Genomic DNA, 20,532 nt, shown 5'->3' with positions numbered 1-20,532 from the left:
AGACGGGGCCTCGGTCGTTTGCCGCACTGCACAAATGCAGAAGGGCAGCCCTATACTCCCGGCGTGCCTGCATGGGTTAGCCGGAATTCAGGCCTCCGGTATGCGCCATCCGCATGGATCGCGGAACTGGCCCCCGCGAACAATATTATAGAAACATCAGATAGTTACCTGAGTTCCGACTTCCACCACCCGACCTGTCGGGATCTGGAAATAGTCGGTCGCATCGTTGGCCGACCGGCTCATCGCAATGAACAGGTGGTCCTGCCATAGCGGCATGCCCGACTGCGCCGAGGGTTTAAGCGAGCGCCGCGACACGAAGAACGACGTCGCCATGATGTCGAACTGCCAGCCGAGCTTGCGCGCGATCACCAGCGCCTTGGGCACGTTCGGCGATTCCATGAAGCCGAACCGCAGCCGCACGGTCGAGAACTTCTCGCTGATGGATTCCATCTTGACGCGCTCGGACAGATCGACGCGCGGCGTCTCGGCGGTTTCGATTGTCAGGATCACATTGTGCTCGTGCAGCACCTTATTGTGCTTGAGATTGTGCATCATCGCGGTCGGCACGAAGCTTGGATCGGAAGTCAGAAACACCGCCGTGCCCTTGACGATGTGCGGCGGACGCTTTTCCAGGCTCTTGATCAGGTCCGCCAGCGGCACCTCAATGCGGCGCGTCTTGGCGGTCAGGATCGCCGCACCGCGCCGCCAGGTCCAGATCATCACCGCCACGGCAACGCCGAACAGCAGCGGCACCCAGGCGCCTTCGAACAGCTTCAGCAAGTTCGCGGCGAAGAAGCTCATATCGACGACGACGAGGGGCACGATCACGGTCGCGGCCGTCGCTGCGCGCCAATTCCACAGTTTCCAGATCACGACAAAGCCCATAATGCCGTCCACGACCATGGTCGTGGAGACAGCGATGCCATAGGCCGACGCCAGACCGCTCGAGGTGCGGAACAGGAGCACCAGCAGCACGACCCCGATCAGCAGCAGCCGGTTGACGCGCGGCAGATAAATCTGACCGGCATGCGTCTCTGACGTGTACCGCACCTCGAACCGCGGCAAGAGGCCGAGTTGAACCGCCTGGCGGATCAAGGAAAAGGCGCCGGTGATCACCGCCTGGCTCGCGATCACGGTTGCTGCGGTCGCCAATACCACGAGCGGCAACACCAGAATTTCCGGGACCATCTTGTAGAACGAGCTGGTGATCGCCGATGGATCCGACAACACCAGCGCGCCCTGCCCGAAATAATTGATCAGAAGCGCCGGCATCACGAAATAGAGCCAGCCGGTCTGGATCGGCTTGCGTCCGAAATGGCCGAGGTCGGCATAAAGCGCCTCGCCGCCGGTCACGGCCAGAAACACCAGGCCCATCGTCACCAGCCCGATGGTGCCGTGGGAAAGCATGAACTGGATCGCGTACCAGGGATTGATCGCGTAGAGCACCGTGGGATCATCGCTGATGTGGATGAGGCCCAACACCGACAATGTCGCGAACCACACCACCATGACCGGCCCGAAGGCGGAGGCGACGCGCGCGGTGCCGCTGCTCTGCACCGAGAACAGCACGACGAGAATGAAGATCGTCAGCGGCACCACATAATGTTCGAGCGCCGGCGTGACCAGCTTGAGACCTTCGACCGCCGACAGCACCGAAATCGCCGGCGTGATCATGGAATCGCCGATGAACATCGAGGCGCCGACCACGCCTAGCGCCAGCAACGGCCAGCTCCGCCGGCCCAACGCCCGCTGGCCCAGTGCCATCAGCGACAGCGTACCGCCCTCGCCGTTGTTGTCGGCGCGCAACAGTAGCAGCACATATTTGGCGGTGACGACGATGAACAACGACCACAGGATCAGCGACAGCACGCCGAGGACGATGGTGCGCGATACGGGCGCGCCGTTCGCCGCGTGCGTAACGGCCTCGCGGAACGCATACAGCGGCGAGGTACCGATATCGCCGAACACCACGCCGATACTTCCCAGCGTCAGGGCCCAAAAACCTGAGGTGGCATGCCCCTCATGGGCCCCGGTAGATGTGACGCTGACAGCCATGATGGAGGAGGAACGTTCTCGGCGTTGAATTGATCCGGGCGGCTATCGACGCTTCCGCGCTGCCTGTCAATCTCGGACAAGCATAGCACCACGTGCGATGCGGAGCTCACGCAAAGCAGACTCCATGGAAAATGGCAAGATGGTAATATGGTAGTTCCGCTTACGGCTTCAGGTTGGGCGGAAGCGGCGGATTTTCGCGCATCAATGTGATGGTGACGCGACGGTTGGCCGGCAGCGTGGGATCGTCGGGAAACAGCGGCTGGCTGTCGGCCTTGCCGGAAACGGCAAAGATGTGGGAGAGCGGCAACCCCTCGCGCTCGAGGATCTGGCGCACCACGTTGGCGCGATCGGCCGACAGATCGAACGCGCCGTAATCGCTTCGCGCCGGCAAGAATCCTGCCGAGGTGTGGCCGACGATGGAGACGCGCAGCGGCGTCGCCTTGAGCGGCACCGCCAGTTTCTGGATCAGGCGCCGGGTGCGGTCGTAGGGCACCTTGGAGCCGTCGGCAAACATCGAACGGCCGTCCTGGTCGACGATTTCGAGATTGAGGCCCTGGCTGGTCTCCTCGAAGATGATGTGCCTGGACATTTCGGTCAGTTCCGGCATGTCCTGCAGCGCCTGGCGCAACGAGGCCGAGGCGAGCGCGAACTCGCGATCGACCTTCAGGCGGGCGCCGGCTTCACGCTGCCGGTCCCTATCGTCGGGTGTCGGCGTATTGGAGGAATCCTCGGGCGAGATATGCTCGACATTTTTCAGCTTCGGCCGGGTCGGCAGGCCGTCGGATTCAACGATCCCCGAATACCGGGACTCGGTCTGCACGCCGAACGCTTCCCGCATCGAGCCGGCGACGATCTTGAGCTTCTGCTGGTCCTGGCTGGAGAACGCGACCAGCATCACGAAAAATGCCAGCAGCAGTGCCATCAGGTCGGCGAAGGTCACGAACCAGCCGTGACCGCCATGTGCCTCTTCGCGCTTTTTCTTGGCCATGTTCTCTGTTTCCGCGACTGGATGCCGGTACCGATCAAGCCGGAGCCAGTTCACCTTCCTCGTGGCGATGCTTCTCGGGCAGGTAGGCCAGCAGCATTTCGCGAACCAGCGCCGGGCTCTTGGAATCGCGTATCATTAGGATGCCGTCGATAATCAGCGTGCGATTGGTCTCCTCGTCGATCAGCTTGCCGTGCAGCTTGTCGGCGATCGGCAGACAGATCAGGTTCGCCACCAGCGCACCGTAAAGCGTCGCCAACAAAGCAACCGCCATGAAGGGGCCGAGTTTCGAAGGGTCCGACATGTTCGAGAACATCTGCACCATGCCAAGCAGCGTGCCGATCATGCCGAACGCAGGCGCGCAGTCGCCGATCGCGCGATAGATCTTCGAACCCTCGTTCAGGTGCATCAGAAAGTTATCGCGATCGCGCTCCATGTTGTCGCGGATGAATTCGAGATCGTAACCGTCGGCGACGTAGCGGATGCCCTTGGCGAGAAACGGCTCGTCGGTCTCGACCTTTTCCAGCCCGACCGGGCCCTGCTTGCGGGCGATTTCGGCAATCCGCGCCAGCTCGTCGACCAGATCGCGCGCCGAAAGACGGCTCATGGTGAAGGCGAATTTTGCACCCAGCGGCATGCCGTGCAGGATCGCGCTGAGCGGAAACCGGATCAGGGTCGCGGCGAACGACCCGCCGAAGATGATTATGACCGCGTGGATGTCGTAAAACATCCGAAAGTCACCGCCCATCAAGATCAGCGTCGACAGGACGATGCCGCCGACGACCAGGCCAAGAAGCGTGGTGATATCCATTCTGAACTCCGACGCGTACGCGAACTACCGGCCGTCCTGGACGGTCGCGCGGCTCATCCGGAGCTGCGCAAGCCGCACCCTACGACCGCGCAATTAAAGAGGCGTAAAGGTTAAACTCAACGAGGGATCGTATAATTGCGGGACCGCGGGCCGCATCATCGCAAGGTTTCGCTAACCATGGCGGTCGGCGCTCACTGCGCCTGCGCACCGATGCCGGCGGCCTTGATGATCGGCCACCATTTTTCGATCTCAGCCTTCTGAAAGGCGGCCAATCCTTCCGGCGTCTGTTGCACGCGGGGTGCTACGTCGAGGCCCAGTTCGGTAAACCGCTTCTGGATCGCAGGGTCAGCCAGCGCCTCCACCGTCGCCGCGTTGAGCTTTGCGATGACATCCTTCGGCGTGCCCTTTGGCGCCCAGAATCCGAACCAGCCCGACATATAGAGGCCGGGCACGCCGGTTTCGTCCGCGGTCGGAATGTCAGGCATCGAGGCCGAGCGCGTAGCCGAGAGATTGGCGAGCGCCTTGATCTTGCCGGCGCGGATTTGCGGCAGCGCCACCGCGCCCTGCACCACCAGCAGATCGACCGTGCCGGAGATCAGATCGGTCATCGCGGGACCTGCGCCGCGATAGGGAATGAACTGCACCTTCTGCTTGGTCAGGTTCTCGAACAACACGCCGGTGACGTTCGCCGCCGCGTTCTGGTTGACGAAGTTGATCTTGCCGGGATTTTCCTTCATCCACGCGACCAGCTCGGCCAGCGTGTTCGCCGGCAGGTCTTTCTTGGCGACCATGAGCTGGGGATTGTTGGAAACCAGCGCGATCGGCTCGAAGTCTTTTTCGAGGTCATAGTCGAGCTTGTAGATGATGCTGCCGACATGGGTATCCCACTGCCCGATGTCGAAGGTGTAACCATCGGGCGCGGCGCGGGCGACGCGCCCGACACCAATGCTGCCGCCAGCACCGCCGACATTTTCGATCACGACGGATTGGCCAAGGGGGCTACGCATCCGCTCGGCCATGATCCGGGCGGCGGCATCGGTCGATCCGCCCGGCGGGAACGGCACGACCAGCGTGATCGGGCGAGAGGGATAGGTCTGTGCCTGCGCGCCTGCGACACCGAAGAGGATCAAGAATGACAGCGCCGCCCAGAACCCCTTCATGACGCTTCCCCCTGCTTGTTGGACCCTGACTTTTCGTCAGTGAATCTCCGCCGAGCGCTTCAGCGCCGCTTTCAGCTTTTCCAGCGTGAAATCCGGGCTGCGCGCGATCTCCAGGATCGGCGTCTCGCGCCGGCCGCAGAGTTCGGCGGCTTCCGGAATCTTCGCTGCGATGTCGATGGGGATCACGATGGCGCCGTGCTGGTCGGCGTGGATGAGGTCGTCGGAGTGCACGGTCATGCCGGCGACGCGCACTTCGCCGCCCCAGTGTTCAGCATGGACCCAGGCATGCGACGGTCCGACCGAACCGGCCAGCGCCTGGAAGCCCGGCGCCCATTGCGGGATGTCGCGGATCGAGCCGTCGGTGATGACGCCGAGGCAGCCAAGCGCCTTGTGCACATTGCTCTGCACCTCACCCCAGAACGCACCATAGCCGACATCGGCACCGTCGATATCCTGGATCACGGTGATGCGCGGGCCGAAACCGGTGCCGACATATTCGTAATAGGCGATGCGGCGCTTCGCCTGCTCGTCGGCCGGAAGCGTCGATTTGAGCACCGAGCGGATCGTCACCGTGCGGGCATAACCGACCATCGGCGGCAGATCGGGGAACGGGCAGACCAGCGGCTTGGTGGTGTAGCCGATCAGGCGGCGTTCGGGCGCGACGATTTCCATCGCATTGCAGATCGTTGGCGTGTCATAGCGCGCCAGCGCTTCGAGGACGGAAGCAGGCAGCGGGGCGGTAACGGCTTTGTTCACGGCGTTCTCTCCTGATTGTTCTTGTGGCCGGCTGTTTTTGAAAGCCGCGCGTCAGCATGCCGTATAGCCGAGATTGGGCGCGAACCCAACTCGGCAGCGGCTCATGGCAGCTATATCGGAAGTGGCGCGGAGCGCTCAGTTCAGGCGCGCGGGTCTTTCGCCCTCGGCATCATCAGGGGCGGGCGAAAACGCCGCCGCCGGAGTCGACGGCGCGGCAGCCTCGCCCGTGACGTCCGGTTGCACTGTGGCGACCGCCTTGCGCTCGTGGTCGCGATAGGTCTTCCACCCCCAGGGCAAGCTCAGAAGGTACAGCACCGAGCCGATCGACAGGATGTGCCAGGGATAGCCGATCAGCAGTGCGACGAAGAACACCACCGAGACGAAAACCGGCAGCACCATTTCCGGCGGCACGCGCATCCGCACCGTCTTGCCTGAAAAGACCGGCAGACGCGACACCATCAGGAACGCGATGAGAAGCGTATAGGCCATGGTCAGCGCGGCCGGCGGCTTCGAGACGCCGAGAAACGCCAGATAGAACGGCAGCATCGCAAGGATGGCGCCGGCCGGCGCCGGCACGCCGGTAAAGTAATTCGCCGCAAAGGCAGGCTTGTTCGGATCGTCGATACTGGCGTTGAAGCGCGCCAGCCGCAGGCCGCCAGCGATGGCAAACACCATCGCCGCGATCCAGCCGCCATTGTTCAATTCTTGCAGTTGCCAGAAGTACAGCATCAGGCCGGGCGCGACGCCGAAATTGACGAAATCGGCGAGGCTGTCGAGTTCGGCGCCGAATTTCGACTGGCCCTTGATCATGCGCGCGACACGGCCGTCGACCCCGTCCAGCACCGCCGCGAATACGATGGCGGCGACCGCGAGTTCCATCCGCCCTTCGATCGACAGGCGGATCGCCGTCAGCCCGGCGCAGATCGCCAGCAAGGTGATGACGTTGGGCACCAGCATCCGCACCGGGATCGGGCGAAACCGGCGACGGCGCAGTTCAGGGTATTTGGGATCGGGGATCAGCATGCCTGGCATTATATAGCAAGCGCGGGCCCGGTTCACCATTGGCGGCGGCCTACCCCTTTAGGCGGCCAAGGATTTAGCGACCAAGGACTTAGGCATCCAAAGGTGGTTAATCGGCTCGAAACGTCCGGCCCTGCTCGCTCGAGCCGAAATCAGCCAAAATCGTCTCGCCGGCCACGGCGGTCTGGCCCTCGGAAACCAGCGATCGCGTGCCTTCGGGCAGATAAACGTCCAGGCGCGAGCCGAAACGGATCAGACCGAACCGCTCGCCGGCGCCGATCGACTGGCCTTCCCGCACGAATGAGACAATCCGCCGCGCCACCAGGCCGGCGATCTGGACCACGCCGATCCGGCCGTTGGTGGTCGAGATGACCAGCGAATTGCGCTCATTGTCTTCGCTGGCCTTGTCGAGCTCGGCATTGATGAAGGTGCCGGGCCGGTAGGCGATGCGATCGATGCGACCCGCCACCGGGCTACGGTTCACGTGACAGTTGAACACGCTCATGAAGATCGAGACGCGCGGCAGCGGCCGGTCGCCGAGACCGAGTTCGGCCGGCGGCAGCACCTGCGCGATCATCGAAACGCGGCCATCGGCCGGCGACACCACGATGCCGTCGCGCACCGGTGTGACGCGAACGGGATCGCGGAAGAACAGCGCGCACCAGACTGTCAAAAGCGTGCCGATCCAGCCAAGCGGCGTCCAGATCCAGAACAGGATCAGGCTGACCAGCGCAAAGCCGCCGATGAAGGGATAGCCCTCCGGATGGATCGGCGGGATCTGCGCGCGGATGGAGTTCGCAATCGACATCGAGGCTCACTGTTGTCTGGGTTGTCTGGCCAGCTTCCCGTTTCGGAAAGTAGCGCCGTATTTGGATTATTCCGCGGCGGTTGCCAAGGGATCTTTGGATGCGGGCTGGTCCTTTGGCTGCTCATTGAGCGGATCGTCGACCGGCGGCGGGGCCCGGTTCGGCGCTTCATTGCCCTCGCCAATCTGTGCGAGCTTCTCCCGAGCCGCCTCGGCTTCGCGCTGCCTGTTCCACATGCTGGCATAGAGACCGTCAGCCGCCAAAAGCCTGGCATGGGTGCCGCGCTCGGCGATGCGCCCTTGATCCAGCACGATAATTTCATCGGCGCCGACGATGGTCGACAGCCGGTGCGCGATCACCAGCGAGGTGCGGCCGCGCGAGACGCGCTCCAGCGCTTCCTGGATTTCATGCTCGGTATGGCTGTCGAGCGCCGAGGTCGCTTCGTCGAGCACCAGGATCGGCGGCGCCTTCAGCACAGTGCGCGCAATCGCTACACGCTGCTTCTCGCCGCCGGACAGTTTCAGGCCGCGTTCGCCGACCTGGGTTTCGTATCCCCTCGGGGAATTCCGGATGAAGCTGTCGATCTGCGCCAGTTGCGCCGCCTCTTCCACCTCAGCATCGCCGGCGCCCCAGCGGCCGTAGCGGATGTTGTAGCGGATGGTGTCGTTGAACAGCACGGTATCCTGCGGCACCATGCCGATCGAGGCGCGCAGGCTCGCCTGCGTGACGTTCCGGATGTCCTGGCCGTCGATCAGGATCTTGCCTGCAGAGACGTCATAAAGACGAAACAGCAATCGCGAAATCGTCGACTTGCCGGCGCCCGAAGGACCGACGATCGCCACCGTCTTGCCGGCAGGCACTTCGAAGCTGAGTCCCTTGAGGATCGGCCGCTCCGGATCATAGGCAAAGCGCACGTCGTCGAAACGCACATGGCCGGAGCTGACCACCAGCGGCGCCGCGCCCGGAATATCCTTGATCTCGGGATTGCGCTGCAGCACGTTGAACATCTTCTCGATGTCGATGATCGCCTGCTTGATCTCGCGATAGACCATGCCCATGAAATTCAGCGGCTGGTAGAGCTGGATCATCATGGCATTGACCATGACGAAGTCGCCGACCGTATTGGTGCCGTTGCGGACGCCGAGCGCGCACATCAGCATGGTCGCGGTGAGGCCGAAGGTGAAGACGACGGCCTGCCCGGTGTTGAGCACCGCCAGCGAGGTATAGGTCTTGACGCTGTTGTGCTCGTAGCGCTCCATCGAACGGTCGTAGCGTTCAGCCTCGCGGGTCTCGGCGCTGAAATATTTCACCGTCTCGTAGTTGAGCAGCGAGTCGATCGCCTTGGTGTTTGCTTCCGTGTCGGAATCGTTCATCTTGCGGCGGATTTCGATCCGCCATTCGGTCGCAAGATAGGTGTAGTACATGTAGATCACGACGGTGATGGCGGTGACCAGCACGTAGCGCCAGTCGAATTGCCACAGCAGTACCGCCATCAAGAGCGACACCTCGACGATGGTCGGGATCAACTGCAGGATCACCATCCGCACGATCACCTCGATGCCGGTGCGGCCGCGCTCCAGCACGCGCGTCAGGCCGCCGGTCTTGCGCTCGAGGTGAAAGCGCAGCGACAATTCGTGCATATGGACGAAGGTGATATAGGCGAGCTTGCGCACCGCATGCATCGCGACGCGGGCGAAGATGCCGTCGCGCCACTGCGTCAGCACCGCCATCAGCACGCGCACCGCGCCGTAACTCGCGGTCATCAGCAAGGGCGAGGCGATCAGCCACAGCATCCAGTTCGAGGGCTCGACCGGTGCCGTGCCCATGCCGTTCAGCGCATCGATCGCCCATTTGAAGGTAAACGGTACCGTCAATGTCGCGAGCTTGGCCAGCAGCAACAGCACCATCGACCAGACCACGCGCATCTTCAGGTCAGCGCGGTCGCCGGGCCAGATATAGGGCCACAGATGCACCAGCGTCCCGATGAGGGTCGCTTTCTCGGGAGAATTGCTGGCCGGAGGCTGGGCGGCGTGGTCAGGCGAATCAGGATCAGCCATCGCTGTCGCGCCCAACGCAAGATGGCGCACCGGCCGCCGTCAGATGGTTTCTGATGATCTGCATATGTCCGTCATATAGAGCGTTTACCTCTCCCGTACAGCCTTGAAAGATAAATCTTTCCCCCGTTTGGTTTGATTTCGGGCCTATTTCTGCTGCATCAGCGAAGTGAGCTAGACTTGAGCTTTCCTGGGTGCGGTGCCACATGATCTGCATGGATCAAATCAAAACCGAACTAATCAAAACCGTTTGTGTCTATTGCGGCTCCGGCGCCGGCTCCAGCCCCCGCTTTGTCGAAGCTGCCCACGCTCTGGGAAAGGCTTTTGCCGAGAACAATATCCGGCTTGTCTATGGCGGCGGATCGGTTGGCCTGATGGGCGCGGTCGCCAAATCCACGCTGGACCATGGCGGCCTGGTCACCGGGATCATCCCGGATTTTCTGCGGTCGCGCGAACACGCGCTGAAACACGTTCAGGAAATGATCGTCACGCCCGACATGCACGAACGCAAGCGGCTGATGTTCGAACGCTCCGACGCCTTCGTGGCGCTGCCCGGCGGCATCGGCACGCTGGAGGAACTGGTCGAACAGATGACCTGGCAGCAACTCGGCCGTCACTCCAAGCCGGTGCTGCTCGCCAACATCGACGGCTTCTGGGAGCCGCTGATCGCGCTTTTGGCGCACATGCGCGAAACCGAATTCATCCGCCCGCCGCTGGACATCGACATCCTCAAGGCTGAACGGGTCGAGGACATCGTGCCGCGCCTGCGCGCCGCCGCCGCCCGCGCGCCCGAAGGCACCAAGGAAATGGCGCCGGAACTGGCGCGAAAGCTGTGATCGGCCCCACGCTTTCACTCACTTGGAAACGTAACGGCCTCGATGCGGTTGCCGTCGGGATCGATGACGAAGGCGGCGTAATATTTCACGCGATCGTGCGGCCGAATTCCCGGCGCGCCGTCGGAACGGCCGCCGGCACCGAGTGCTGCGGCATGAAACGCATCGACATCGCCGGTTGTCTTGGCGCGAAGGCAGATGTGGGTGCCGCTCTCGGGCGGCACGGGCGCCATGCCGGCGCGCAGGTTGATCCAGAATTCGGGGTAGGTCTTGCCGAAGCCGATGGTGGCGGGACGGGTGACGAGGCGTGAGAGGCCGAGGGCTGCAAGCGTTGCTTCATAGAAACGTGCGGCGCGTTCGAGATCGCTGACGCCGACGGAGATGTGGTCGATCATCGAATGTCCCCTCCTCTCTCCCCGTCATTGCGCGTCACTTGTAGCCCGGATGGAGCGCAGCGAAATCCGGCGTCACTCAAGCCACGCGCGAGAGTCCCCGATTGCGCTGCGCTCCATCCGGGCCACATCTTCAAACTCACGCCGGTGCGCCCGACTTCACCAGCTTGTAGACCACCGAATCCATCAGCGCCTGGAACGAGGCGTCGATGATATTCGGCGACACGCCGACCGTGATCCAGCTATCGCCGTTCTCGTCCTCGCTCTCGATCAAGACCCGCGTCACCGCTTCCGTGCCGCCATTGAGGATACGCACGCGATAGTCGATCAGCTTCAGGCCCTCGATGTATTTCTGGTACTTGCCGAGGTCCTTGCGCAGCGCGACGTCGAGCGCATTGACCGGGCCGTTGCCTTCCGCAGCCGAGATCAGCCGCTCGCCGGCGACATCGACCTTGACCACCGCCAGCGCCACCGTGACGCGCTGGCCGTTGGCGTTGTAACGCTGCTCGACATTGACGTCGAACTGCTCGACCTTGAAATATTCAGGCACCCGGCCAAGCGTGCGCCGCGCCAGTAGATCAAACGAGGCGTTGGCGGACTCATAGGCGTAGCCCGCCGCCTCGCGCTCCTTCAACTCCTCGACGAGGCGCGCCAATTTGGGATCGGTCTTCTCGTAGGTGATGCCGGCGCGGTCGAGTTCGGCCATCACGTTGGAGCGGCCGGCCTGATCTGACACCAGCACCTTGCGATGGTTGCCGACGGATTCCGGCAGCACGTGCTCGTAGCTATGCGGGTCCTTCATCATCGCCGAGGCGTGAATGCCGGCCTTGGTGACGAACGCGCTCTCGCCGACGTAAGCCGCATGGCGGTTCGGCGCGCGGTTGAGCATGTCGTCGAGCGTCCGTGATACCTTCATCAGCGTCGCAAGCTTTTCCGCGGTGACGCCGATCTCGAACGCGTCGGAAAATTCGTTCTTCAGCCGCAGCGTCGGGATCAGGGAACAGAGATTGGCGTTGCCGCAGCGCTCGCCGAGCCCGTTCAACGTGCCCTGGATCTGCCGCGCCCCGGCGCGTACGGCGGCCAGCGAATTGGCGACCGCCTGCTCGGTGTCGTTATGGGCATGGATGCCGACATGGCTACCCGGGATATGCGTTGTCACGGCGCCTACAATGGTTTCGATCTCATGCGGCATGGTGCCGCCATTGGTGTCGCACAGCACTACCCAGCGCGCGCCGGACTCATAGGCCGCCTTGGCGCAGGCCAGCGCGAATTCGGCGTCTTCCTTGTAGCCGTCGAAGAAGTGCTCGCAATCGACCATCACCTCGCGTCCGGCGGCCTTCGCAGCAACGACGCTGTCGCGGATCGAGGCGAGGTTTTCCTCGTTGGTGGTCTCCAGCGCCACCCGCACCTGATAGGCACTGGATTTGGCGACAAAGCAGATCGCATCGGCCTTGGCCTCGATCAGTGCCGCAAGCCCGGGATCGTTCGAGGCCGAACGGCCCGGACGGCGCGTCATGCCGAACGCGGTGAATTTGGCACTCTCGAACTTCGGCTTGTCCGAAAAGAATTCGGTGTCGGCCGGATTGGCGCCGGGATAGCCGCCCTCGACATAGTCGACGCCGAGTTCATCCAGCATCTGCGCGATGATCTGCTTGTCATGCAGCGTGAAATCGACACCGTTGGTCTGCGCGCCGTCGCGTAGCGTGGTGTCGAACAGATAAAGGCGTTCGCGGCTCATGTCGGAACTCCCGGCGTTGATCTGTCGGCCAGCGTCTTCTGCATCGTGGTGTTGGCGAGCCATTCGCCGTTGAGCGAGACGGTGTTGCGCTGTTTGGAGGTATAACCGCGCTTCCTGAAAAACGGCTCCGCGGTGTCGCTGGCGTCGACCGTCAGGGCTTTCGCCCCGCGCGCGCCGGCCAGTTTCTCCAGCGCATCAACAAGCATCGAGCCGACCCCCTGCCCCGCGACGCTCGGATGGACGAACAGCATGTCGATGTGATCGGCCCCCCTCAGCGAGGCGAAGCCGACCGGCGCATTCTGGATGGTCGCGATCAGCGTCAACTGGCCGGCAAGCTTCTTGCCGAACGCTTCTTCGTCCTCGGCAGCCTGAGCCCAGGCTTCCTGCTGCGCTTCGCTGTAGTCGTCGCCGGTCAGTCCCTCGATGGCGGCAACGAAGATCGCCGCCAGCATCGGGACATCCGCCGGCAGATATGGCCGCAAGCCAGGTTTGGGCAATGCCTGTCCCATCGCGTCAAAACACTCCGAACAGTCTCAAGGCCAGCACGACCGCGGCAACGATCAGCGCCCATTTGATGAAGATGTAATAGCGCCAGTGCTTTGGGAACGGGGTATCGGGCTTGTCCATCACGCGATCTCCCAGGTGGTTACGGGTTTTCCATCGGCATCCTTGCCGTCCTTGATGGCAACACCCATGGCGGCGAGCTCGTCGCGAATACGATCGGACTCCTTGAAATCCTTTCGCGCGCGCGCCGCCGTGCGCTCCGCAATCAGCCGATCGACCTGTTGCGGATCGACGCCGCTGGCCTGTTGCTTGCGTCCCTTCCACGCGGCGGCGCTCATCGAGAGGAAACCGAGCAGCCGGAGCGAGGCCGCAAACTCGCCGCGCTCGCGCTCGCCGCCGGCAGCAGCAGCGTTCCGCAGGCCGTGCAGGACCGCCATGGCCTGCGCCGTGTTGAGGTCGTCATAGAGCGCATCAACCAAGGCCGGCGACGGTTGACCGTTCGCGGCGTCGGCTGCGACCGCGTACCAGTCGTCGAGCGTCTTTGCGCTTTCTTCCGCACCCTTCGTGGTCCAGTCAAGCGGCGATCGATAATGCGTCTTGAGCATGCTCAAGCGCAGCACCTCGCCTGGCCAATCGGCCAGCATCTCGCGGATCGTGAAGAAGTTGCCGAGCGATTTCGACATCTTCTCGCTTTCGAGCTGCAGGAAGCCGTTGTGCATCCAGACATTCGCCATGCGGTCGGAATGAAACGCGCAGCAGGTCTGCGCGAGTTCGTTCTCATGGTGCGGAAACACCAGGTCGATGCCGCCGCCATGAATGTCGAACTTCTCGCCGAGATGCTTCCATGCCATCGCCGAGCACTCGATGTGCCAGCCGGGGCGGCCTTCCGCCTTGATGCCCGACGGCGAAGGCCATGACGGCTCGCCCGGCTTCGACGGCTTCCACAGCACGAAGTCGGTGTTGTCGCGCTTGTAGGGCGCGACGTCGACGCGGGCGCCCGCGATCATCTCGTCGAGCGAGCGTTTCGACAGCGCGCCGTAGCGCGGCATCGCGGAATTTGCCGCATTCATCGCCTGCGGCGAGAACAGCACGTGGTCTTCGGCGACATAGGCAAAGCCGCCGGCCACCAGCTTCTCGATGATTGCCCGCATCTCCGGAATATGCTCGGTCGCGCGCGGCTGCACCGTAGGCGCCAAGCAGCCCAGCGCAGTGACGTCGTCCTGATACTGCCGATAGGTCTCTTCGGTGACCTTGCGGATCGCCTCATTCAACGGCACGCCGGGATAGTCGCGCGCGGCGCGCACGTTGATCTTGTCGTCGACGTCGGTGATGTTGCGGACGTACTTCACGTGGTCAGCGCCATAGCGATGGCGCAGCACGCGGAACAGCACGTCGAACACGATCGCCGCGCGGCCGTTGCCGATATGGGCGAAGTCGTAGACCGTCGGTCCGCAGGCATACATGCGGACGTTATCGGCATCGAGCGGCACGAACGACCGCTTCTCCTTCGTCAACGTATCGTAGAGGCGTAATTCCATGGAAACCCATCCCAGCGCCGAGGGCGATTTTGAAGTTCCTGCAGTGGTAGCAGCGAGATCGATCAGGAACTTCAAATCGCAGGCGGCACTAAACTTTTAGTTTCTTGCAGGCACCGGCTCTCGCATTCGCAACCCCATTCGCCGCAAGAACATGCGAATGCGAGAGCCGGTGCGCTGCCGGCCGGGCGTCCAGTGATCTCAGTTTTTGAGAAAAGACGGCCTCAGCCAGCGAATCGCTAGCTAATAATCTCGCGGCAAATGCTGCAGATGGCGAGGAGACCGTTCATGGTTCCACCATTGCGGTATCGGAGGGACGCCGTCAAGGCCTTGCTTGTGCCCGATTTGGGGCCGATCAGGCCGCCGCCCCCGCCATTCGCTGCCGCCCCACGGGCTCATGGTTAATCATTATTAACCACTTTGGGCCTATTCCTGAAGGTGGTTCCTCATCCCCTGCCGGTGTCCTCCATGCGATCCTCTGCACTCCTCGCCTGCGCCTTCCTGCTTGCCGCCTCGGCCGCTGCCGCCGACAGCCGCGTTTTCATCATTGCCAATCAGGCCGACGGTTATGGCGTGGATGAATGCCTTGCCAGGGGCGAAAAATGCGGCGCCCATGCCGCCCGCTCCTACTGTCAGTCACGGGAATTTGCACAGGCCACCGCCTATCGCCGCGTCGATCCCGACGAAGTCACCGGCGCGGTATCGAGCAGCGGCGGCGATAAATGCTCCGGCCACGGCTGCGGCGAATACGTCGCGATTACCTGCCAGCGCTAGCTGGAGACCGGAATATCGGAGGCCGGTTTGCCACACCTGCGCCCCGGAAACGACGTGACGCTGCCCCGAGAAGCAGGTATTGGATGCGGCCTTGGTTGCAACATGCCGCCTTGGCCGCGCGATAAAGGCTTTCAAGTCGCGCGGATCAGCTCTCATTGGCCGGATATGCTGGAAATTCGCAACGCTGCCCTCTCCCTTCGGATTTTGGCTTGCGCCGTCCTGCTCGGTATCGCCGCCCCGGGCGCGCCCGCTTTGGCGCAAACGAACGACGACGCCATGGCGCAGATGAACCAGGACGGCCCACCACAGCAGGGCGCGCAGGCCAATCCGATCTGTATCCGGCTCGAAGGACAATTGGCGACCATCGACCGCGGCGCCGGCACCGGCGACCCGGCCAAGGATGAACAGATCCGCCGCTATCAGGAAGCCCAGGCCAAGCAGCAGGGCGAACTCGATCGGGTCACGCAGCAGGCCAAGCGCATGGGCTGCGAAAGCTCGGGCTTCTTCTCGCTGTTCAACGGCCGGTCCGCCCAGTGCGGTCCGGTCAACAACCAGATCCAGCAGATGCGCGCCAATCTCGACCAGATCACCACCAGCCTGGAGCGCCTGCGCAGCGGCGGCATCGGCGGCGCCGACCGCGAAAACCAGCGCCGCTCGGTGCTGACGGCGCTCGCGCAGAACAATTGCGGCCCGCAATATGCCGCTGCCGCGCGCGGTCCCGGCAACTTCATCGACAGTCTGTTCGGCAACAACAATACGCTGCCGCCGCCTAGCGCCGAACTCGGCCCGCCGTCCGGCACCTTCCGCACCGTCTGCGTCCGCACCTGCGACGGCGGCTACTTCCCGGTGTCGTTCGCCACCTATCAGGCGCGTTTCCAGGACGACGAAAAGACCTGCAAGTCGCTTTGCCCGGCGACGGAAGCGACGCTGTTCACCTACCGCAACCCCGGCGAGGACATCAACCAGGCGGTCTCGATCAGCGGCCAGCCTTATTCGTCGCTGCCGAACGCGTTCAAATTCCGCACCGAGTTCAATCCCTCCTGCGCCTGCAAGGCCGCCGGCCAGACCTGGTCCGAAGCGCTGAAGTCCGTCGACGACAGGGCCGGGGTCGAACAAGGCGACATCATCGTCACCGAGGAGAGCGCGAGGCGGATGCAGCAGCGCGCACAGAAGGGCGCACCGCCGCCCACCGCCAAGAAGGGCACGGCACCTGCTGGCACCGCCGCCGCACCGGCGACAGCACCGCCGCCGCCCGATACGACCGCCACGGCTAACGACAAGGACAAGCCGGTCCGCACGGTGGGCCCAACCTTCATCCCGCCGAAGCAGTAGACGCGGCCTCGCCGGTCGAAAACGCTCTACCCCTCGAACGCGTCTGCCGAGGCGCGGCCAGCGCGGGCGACCAGCTTTTCGTCGGGCGCGGGCAACGCCTTGCCATTGTCGCGGAAACGATTGGTGATGGGATAACGGCGGTCGCGGCCAAAGTTCTTTTCCGTCACCTTGACGCCCGGTGCCGCCTGCCGGCGCTTGTATTCGGCGATGTTGAGCAGCCGGTCGATCCGTGTCACGACGTCGGCCGGGAAGCCGGCGGCGATGATCGTGGCGAGCGGGTCCTCGCGCTCGACCAGCCGTTCGAGAATACCGTCCAGCATCTCGTAAGGCGGCAGCGAATCCTGGTCGGTCTGGTCCTCGCGCAACTCTGCCGTCGGCGGCCGCGTGATGATGTTGACCGGAATGACCTCGCCTGAAGGCCCGAGCGCACCGTCGGGCTTCCATTCGTTGCGCAGGCTCGAGAGCCGAAACACTTCGGTCTTGTAGATGTCCTTGATCGGATTGAAGCCGCCGTTCATGTCGCCGTAGAGCGTGGCATAGCCGACCGACATTTCCGACTTGTTGCCGGTCGTAACCACCATCGCGCCGGTCTTGTTGGAAATCGCCATCAAGAGCGTGCCGCGGGTGCGTGCCTGCAAATTCTCTTCGGTGATGTCGCGCGGCAGGCTGGCGAACGGACCGGAGAGGATTTTTTCAAAGCCGTTCACGGCATCCGCTATCGGCAGCACCTCGTAGCGGATGCCGAGCGCTTGTGCGAGCCTGGCCGCATCATCCAGCGACACCTGCGCGGTGAACCGGAACGGCAGCATCACGCCGCGAACCCGGTCGGCGCCGAGCGCGTCGACCGCGATCGCCGCGCACAGCGCGGAATCGATGCCGCCGGAGACGCCGAGCAGCACACCAGGAAATCCGTTCTTGCGGACGTAATCGCGCAGGCCGAGCACGCACGCCGCGTAGTCGGCCTTGTCGCCCTCGATGAGCGGCGCCACCGGCCCCGAGCAGCGCCAGCCATCGGCGCTCCTGGCCCAGTTCAGCGTGACGATGCTCTCTTCGAATGCCGGCAACTGCGCCGCCACCGAGAGATCGGCGTTGAGCACGAACGACGCGCCGTCGAACACCAGTTCGTCCTGCCCCCCGATCTGGTTGAGATAGACCAGCGGCAGCCCGCTCTCGGTGACGCGGGCGACCGCAATCGACAGCCGCAGGTCGTTCTTGTCGCGCGCGTAAGGCGAGCCGTTCGGCACCACCAGAATTTCCGCACCGGTCTCGGCGAGGCATTCGACGACGTTCTCGTATTCTTCTGATTCTTCGAGCCAGATGTCCTCGCAGATGGGAACGCCGATCCGGATGCCCTTGACGGTTACCGGACCCGCAGCCGGACCGCGCGCGAATAGCCGCTTCTCGTCGAACACGCCGTAATTGGGCAGATTGGCCTTGAAGCGAAGGGCGGCGATGCGGCCCTGATCGAGCAGCGCGCAGGCATTATAGAGCTTATCGTCCTCGACCCAGGGCGTGCCTATCAGGACAGCCGGACCGCCGCCTGCGGTCTCACGCGCCAGTTCTTCGATCGCCGCGCGGCAGGCCGCCTGGAAGGCGGGCTTCAGCACCAGGTCTTCCGGCGGGTAGCCGGTGATGAACAATTCGGGCAGCACTAGGAGATCGGCGCCGTCGGCCTTGGCTTTGTCGCGCGCGGCGCGCGCCTTGGCGGCGTTTCCCGTGACGTCGCCGACCGTCGGGTTCAACTGCGCCAGCGTGATCTTGAAGGTTGGTTCGGTCATGGGAGCGATGGTGCCTTGCACAAGAGCAAACTGCAAATGCTCGCTTTAAAGCGTTTTCAAGCGAAGTGGGTACCGGTTCGCGTGAAGAAACGCGTCAAAACAAAACTTAGATATGCGGTTCTGATCCTGATCAGAACCGCATATCTAGATTGCGCCCATGCGTTCGGCGAGGGCGAACAGCCAGAACAGGCCGGCCATCAGCAGCGCGACACCGACGGCCGCCGACCCCATGTCCTTGACCTGGCCGATCTTTGGGTCGTGATCGGTGGTCAGGCGGTCGGCGAGCTTCTCGATCGCGGTGTTGAGCAGCTCGACCACCAGGACAAAGGCGACGGCCGCGACAAGTTCCACGCAACGCATGATGGTGACGCCGACCAGCCAGGCCAGCGGCACCGACAGCGCCAGCGCGAAAATTTCCTCGCGAACGGCCTGCTCCGAGCGGATCGCAAAAGCGAGGCCGTTACGCGTGTTGATGGTGGCCCGCCAAAGTCGCAGCAAATCAGAGTCCCGCTGCGGCCGGCATCGGCTTTTCCTTGCCCGCACGTTCCTGCTTGAGCAGTTCGGCGATCAGGAAGGCCATGTCGATCGATTGTTCGGCGTTGAGACGGGGATCGCAGACCGTGTGATAGCGGTCGTTGAGGTCCTCGTCGGTGATGGCACGCGCGCCGCCGATGCATTCGGTGACGTCCTGCCCGGTCATTTCCAGGTGCACGCCGCCGGCATGCGTGCCCTCCGCCGCGTGGATGGCGAAGAACGACTTCACCTCCGACAGCACCCGGTCGAACGGGCGGGTCTTGTAGCCCGAGGTCGAGGTGATGGTGTTGCCGTGCATGGGATCGCAGGACCAGACGACGATGCGCCCTTCCCGCTGCACGGCGCGGATCAGCGGCGCGAGGTGATCGCCGACCTTGTCGGAGCCGAAGCGGTTGATCAGCGTCAGGCGGCCGGGCTCGTTGTCGGGATTGAGGATGTCGATCAGCTTCAACAGCTCATCCGGCTTCAGCGAGGGACCGCATTTCAGGCCGATCGGGTTCTTGATGCCGCGGAAATACTCGACATGGCCGTGGTCGAGCTGGCGGGTGCGGTCGCCGATCCAGATCATGTGGCCCGAGGTCGCGTACCAGTCGCCGGTCGTGGAATCGACGCGCGTGAAGGCCTGCTCGTAACCGAGCAGCAGCGCCTCGTGGCTGGTGTAGAAATCGGTGGCGCGCAGTTCGGGATGGCTTTCGAGGTCGAGGCCGCAGGCGCGCATGAAATTCAGCGCGTCCGAGATCCGGTCGGCCAACTCCTTGTAGCGGCGCGACTGCGGGGAATCCTTGAGGAAGCCGAGCATCCACTGATGGACGCTGCCGAGGTTGGCAAAGCCGCCGGTCGCGAACGCGCGGAGCAGATTGAGCGTCGCCGCGGATTGCCGGTACGCCATCATCTGGCGCTGCGGATCGGGAATGCGCGCTTCCGGCGTGAAGGCGATGTCGTTGATGATGTCGCCGCGGTAGCTCGGCAGCTCGACGCCGCCAACCTTTTCCGTGTTCGACGAGCGCGGTTTTGCGAACTGACCGGCGATGCGGCCGACCTTCACCACCGGCAGCGCGCCCGCATAGGTCAGGACCACGGCCATCTGCAGCAGCACACGGAAAAAGTCGCGGATGTTGTTGGCACCATGCTCGGCAAAGCTCTCGGCGCAATCGCCGCCCTGCAGCAGGAACGCTTCGCCCGCGGCGACCCGAGCCAGCGCTTTCTTCAGGTTGCGGGCTTCGCCGGCAAACACCAGCGGCGGGAACGTGGCCAGTTGCGCCTCGACGTCGGCCAATGCCTTGGCATCGGGGTAGTCGGGCACTTGCAGCACCGGCTTGGTGCGCCAGCTATCGGGCGTCCACCGCTCGGACATGACGTTAACTCCTGAGCAAAAACCGCAACTTAATGGCGATTGTTAAGGGCCGGGTTATACACAGGCCTTCGGCCAACCGCCAGTTAGATTTCCACTAGTCCCGACAAGCTC

General features: G+C 63.3%; 18 protein-coding genes. 3 read left to right on the top strand and 15 right to left on the bottom strand.

Annotation, left to right across the window (positions count from 1 at the left end; all coding sequences use genetic code 11):
* Positions 1–156: 156 nt before the first annotated feature.
* From V1288_RS25055 to V1288_RS25020, 8 genes are all read right to left on the bottom strand, one after another.
* On the bottom strand, positions 157–2,055 hold the full coding sequence (locus V1288_RS25055) for a potassium transporter Kup (protein WP_334359580.1): 1,899 nt from the start codon (positions 2,053–2,055) through the stop codon (positions 157–159).
* Between the two features lie 160 nt (positions 2,056–2,215).
* A complete protein-coding gene (locus V1288_RS25050) occupies positions 2,216–3,043 on the bottom strand; it encodes an OmpA/MotB family protein (RefSeq protein ID WP_334359579.1) in 828 nt (275 codons plus the stop codon).
* Positions 3,044–3,077: 34 nt separating this feature from the next.
* Positions 3,078–3,851, bottom strand: coding sequence for a motility protein A (locus tag V1288_RS25045; protein WP_334359578.1), 774 nt, complete (start codon positions 3,849–3,851; stop codon positions 3,078–3,080).
* Between the two features lie 191 nt (positions 3,852–4,042).
* Complete coding sequence (locus V1288_RS25040) at positions 4,043–5,011, bottom strand: Bug family tripartite tricarboxylate transporter substrate binding protein (protein ID WP_334359577.1); 969 nt, start codon at positions 5,009–5,011, stop codon at positions 4,043–4,045.
* Between the two features lie 36 nt (positions 5,012–5,047).
* Positions 5,048–5,767 (bottom strand): RraA family protein, encoded by a 720-nt coding sequence (locus tag V1288_RS25035; protein WP_334359576.1) that lies wholly within the window; start codon positions 5,765–5,767, stop codon positions 5,048–5,050.
* A 135-nt stretch (positions 5,768–5,902) separates the two neighbouring features.
* Positions 5,903–6,790, bottom strand: a complete 888-nt coding sequence (locus tag V1288_RS25030; RefSeq protein WP_334359575.1) for a CDP-alcohol phosphatidyltransferase family protein — start codon at positions 6,788–6,790, stop codon at positions 5,903–5,905.
* Positions 6,791–6,896: 106 nt separating this feature from the next.
* Positions 6,897–7,595: a phosphatidylserine decarboxylase gene (locus V1288_RS25025; protein WP_334359574.1), complete on the bottom strand. Its 699-nt coding sequence runs from the start codon at positions 7,593–7,595 to the stop codon at positions 6,897–6,899.
* 66 nt (positions 7,596–7,661) lie between these two features.
* The gene (locus V1288_RS25020; protein ID WP_334359573.1) at positions 7,662–9,650 is read right to left on the bottom strand and encodes an ABCB family ABC transporter ATP-binding protein/permease; all 1,989 of its coding nucleotides are present in this window, start codon (positions 9,648–9,650) and stop codon (positions 7,662–7,664) included.
* Between the two features lie 212 nt (positions 9,651–9,862).
* Between V1288_RS25020 and V1288_RS25015 the strand changes: the two genes are divergently transcribed.
* Positions 9,863–10,483, top strand: coding sequence for a TIGR00730 family Rossman fold protein (locus tag V1288_RS25015; protein ID WP_334359572.1), 621 nt, complete (start codon positions 9,863–9,865; stop codon positions 10,481–10,483).
* Between the two features lie 14 nt (positions 10,484–10,497).
* On the opposite strand, the gene V1288_RS25010 is transcribed toward V1288_RS25015, so the two are convergent.
* The 4 genes from V1288_RS25010 to cysS form a co-directional block, all read right to left on the bottom strand.
* Positions 10,498–10,875, bottom strand: a complete 378-nt coding sequence (locus V1288_RS25010; protein WP_334359571.1) for a VOC family protein — start codon at positions 10,873–10,875, stop codon at positions 10,498–10,500.
* Positions 10,876–11,011: 136 nt separating this feature from the next.
* Positions 11,012–12,610, bottom strand: a complete 1,599-nt coding sequence (gene cimA, locus V1288_RS25005) for a citramalate synthase (protein ID WP_334359570.1) — start codon at positions 12,608–12,610, stop codon at positions 11,012–11,014.
* Positions 12,607–13,119, bottom strand: coding sequence for a GNAT family N-acetyltransferase (locus tag V1288_RS25000; RefSeq protein WP_334359569.1), 513 nt, complete (start codon positions 13,117–13,119; stop codon positions 12,607–12,609). Before V1288_RS25000 ends, cimA begins: the two co-directional genes overlap by 4 nt.
* Before the next feature lie 117 nt (positions 13,120–13,236).
* On the bottom strand, positions 13,237–14,652 hold the full coding sequence (gene cysS, locus V1288_RS24995; RefSeq protein WP_334359568.1) for a cysteine--tRNA ligase: 1,416 nt from the start codon (positions 14,650–14,652) through the stop codon (positions 13,237–13,239).
* A 465-nt stretch (positions 14,653–15,117) separates the two neighbouring features.
* Between cysS and V1288_RS24990 the strand changes: the two genes are divergently transcribed.
* Both V1288_RS24990 and V1288_RS24985 read left to right on the top strand, forming a co-directional pair.
* The gene (locus tag V1288_RS24990; RefSeq protein WP_334359567.1) at positions 15,118–15,423 is read left to right on the top strand and encodes a hypothetical protein; all 306 of its coding nucleotides are present in this window, start codon (positions 15,118–15,120) and stop codon (positions 15,421–15,423) included.
* Between the two features lie 165 nt (positions 15,424–15,588).
* Complete coding sequence (locus V1288_RS24985) at positions 15,589–16,755, top strand: DUF2865 domain-containing protein (RefSeq protein ID WP_334359566.1); 1,167 nt, start codon at positions 15,589–15,591, stop codon at positions 16,753–16,755.
* Positions 16,756–16,781: 26 nt separating this feature from the next.
* On the opposite strand, the gene V1288_RS24980 is transcribed toward V1288_RS24985, so the two are convergent.
* The 3 genes from V1288_RS24980 to V1288_RS24970 form a co-directional block, all read right to left on the bottom strand.
* Positions 16,782–18,533: an NAD+ synthase gene (locus tag V1288_RS24980; protein ID WP_334359565.1), complete on the bottom strand. Its 1,752-nt coding sequence runs from the start codon at positions 18,531–18,533 to the stop codon at positions 16,782–16,784.
* 144 nt (positions 18,534–18,677) lie between these two features.
* Positions 18,678–19,031 (bottom strand): diacylglycerol kinase, encoded by a 354-nt coding sequence (locus V1288_RS24975; protein WP_334359564.1) that lies wholly within the window; start codon positions 19,029–19,031, stop codon positions 18,678–18,680.
* Between the two features lies 1 nt (position 19,032).
* Positions 19,033–20,421, bottom strand: coding sequence for a class II 3-deoxy-7-phosphoheptulonate synthase (locus tag V1288_RS24970; RefSeq protein WP_334359563.1), 1,389 nt, complete (start codon positions 20,419–20,421; stop codon positions 19,033–19,035).
* Between the last annotated feature and the right edge of the window lie 111 nt (positions 20,422–20,532).

This window comes from Bradyrhizobium sp. AZCC 2176 (assembly GCF_036924645.1).
Classification (GTDB): Bacteria; Pseudomonadota; Alphaproteobacteria; order Rhizobiales; family Xanthobacteraceae; genus Bradyrhizobium.
This window is presented reverse-complemented; position numbering and strand designations above follow the sequence as displayed.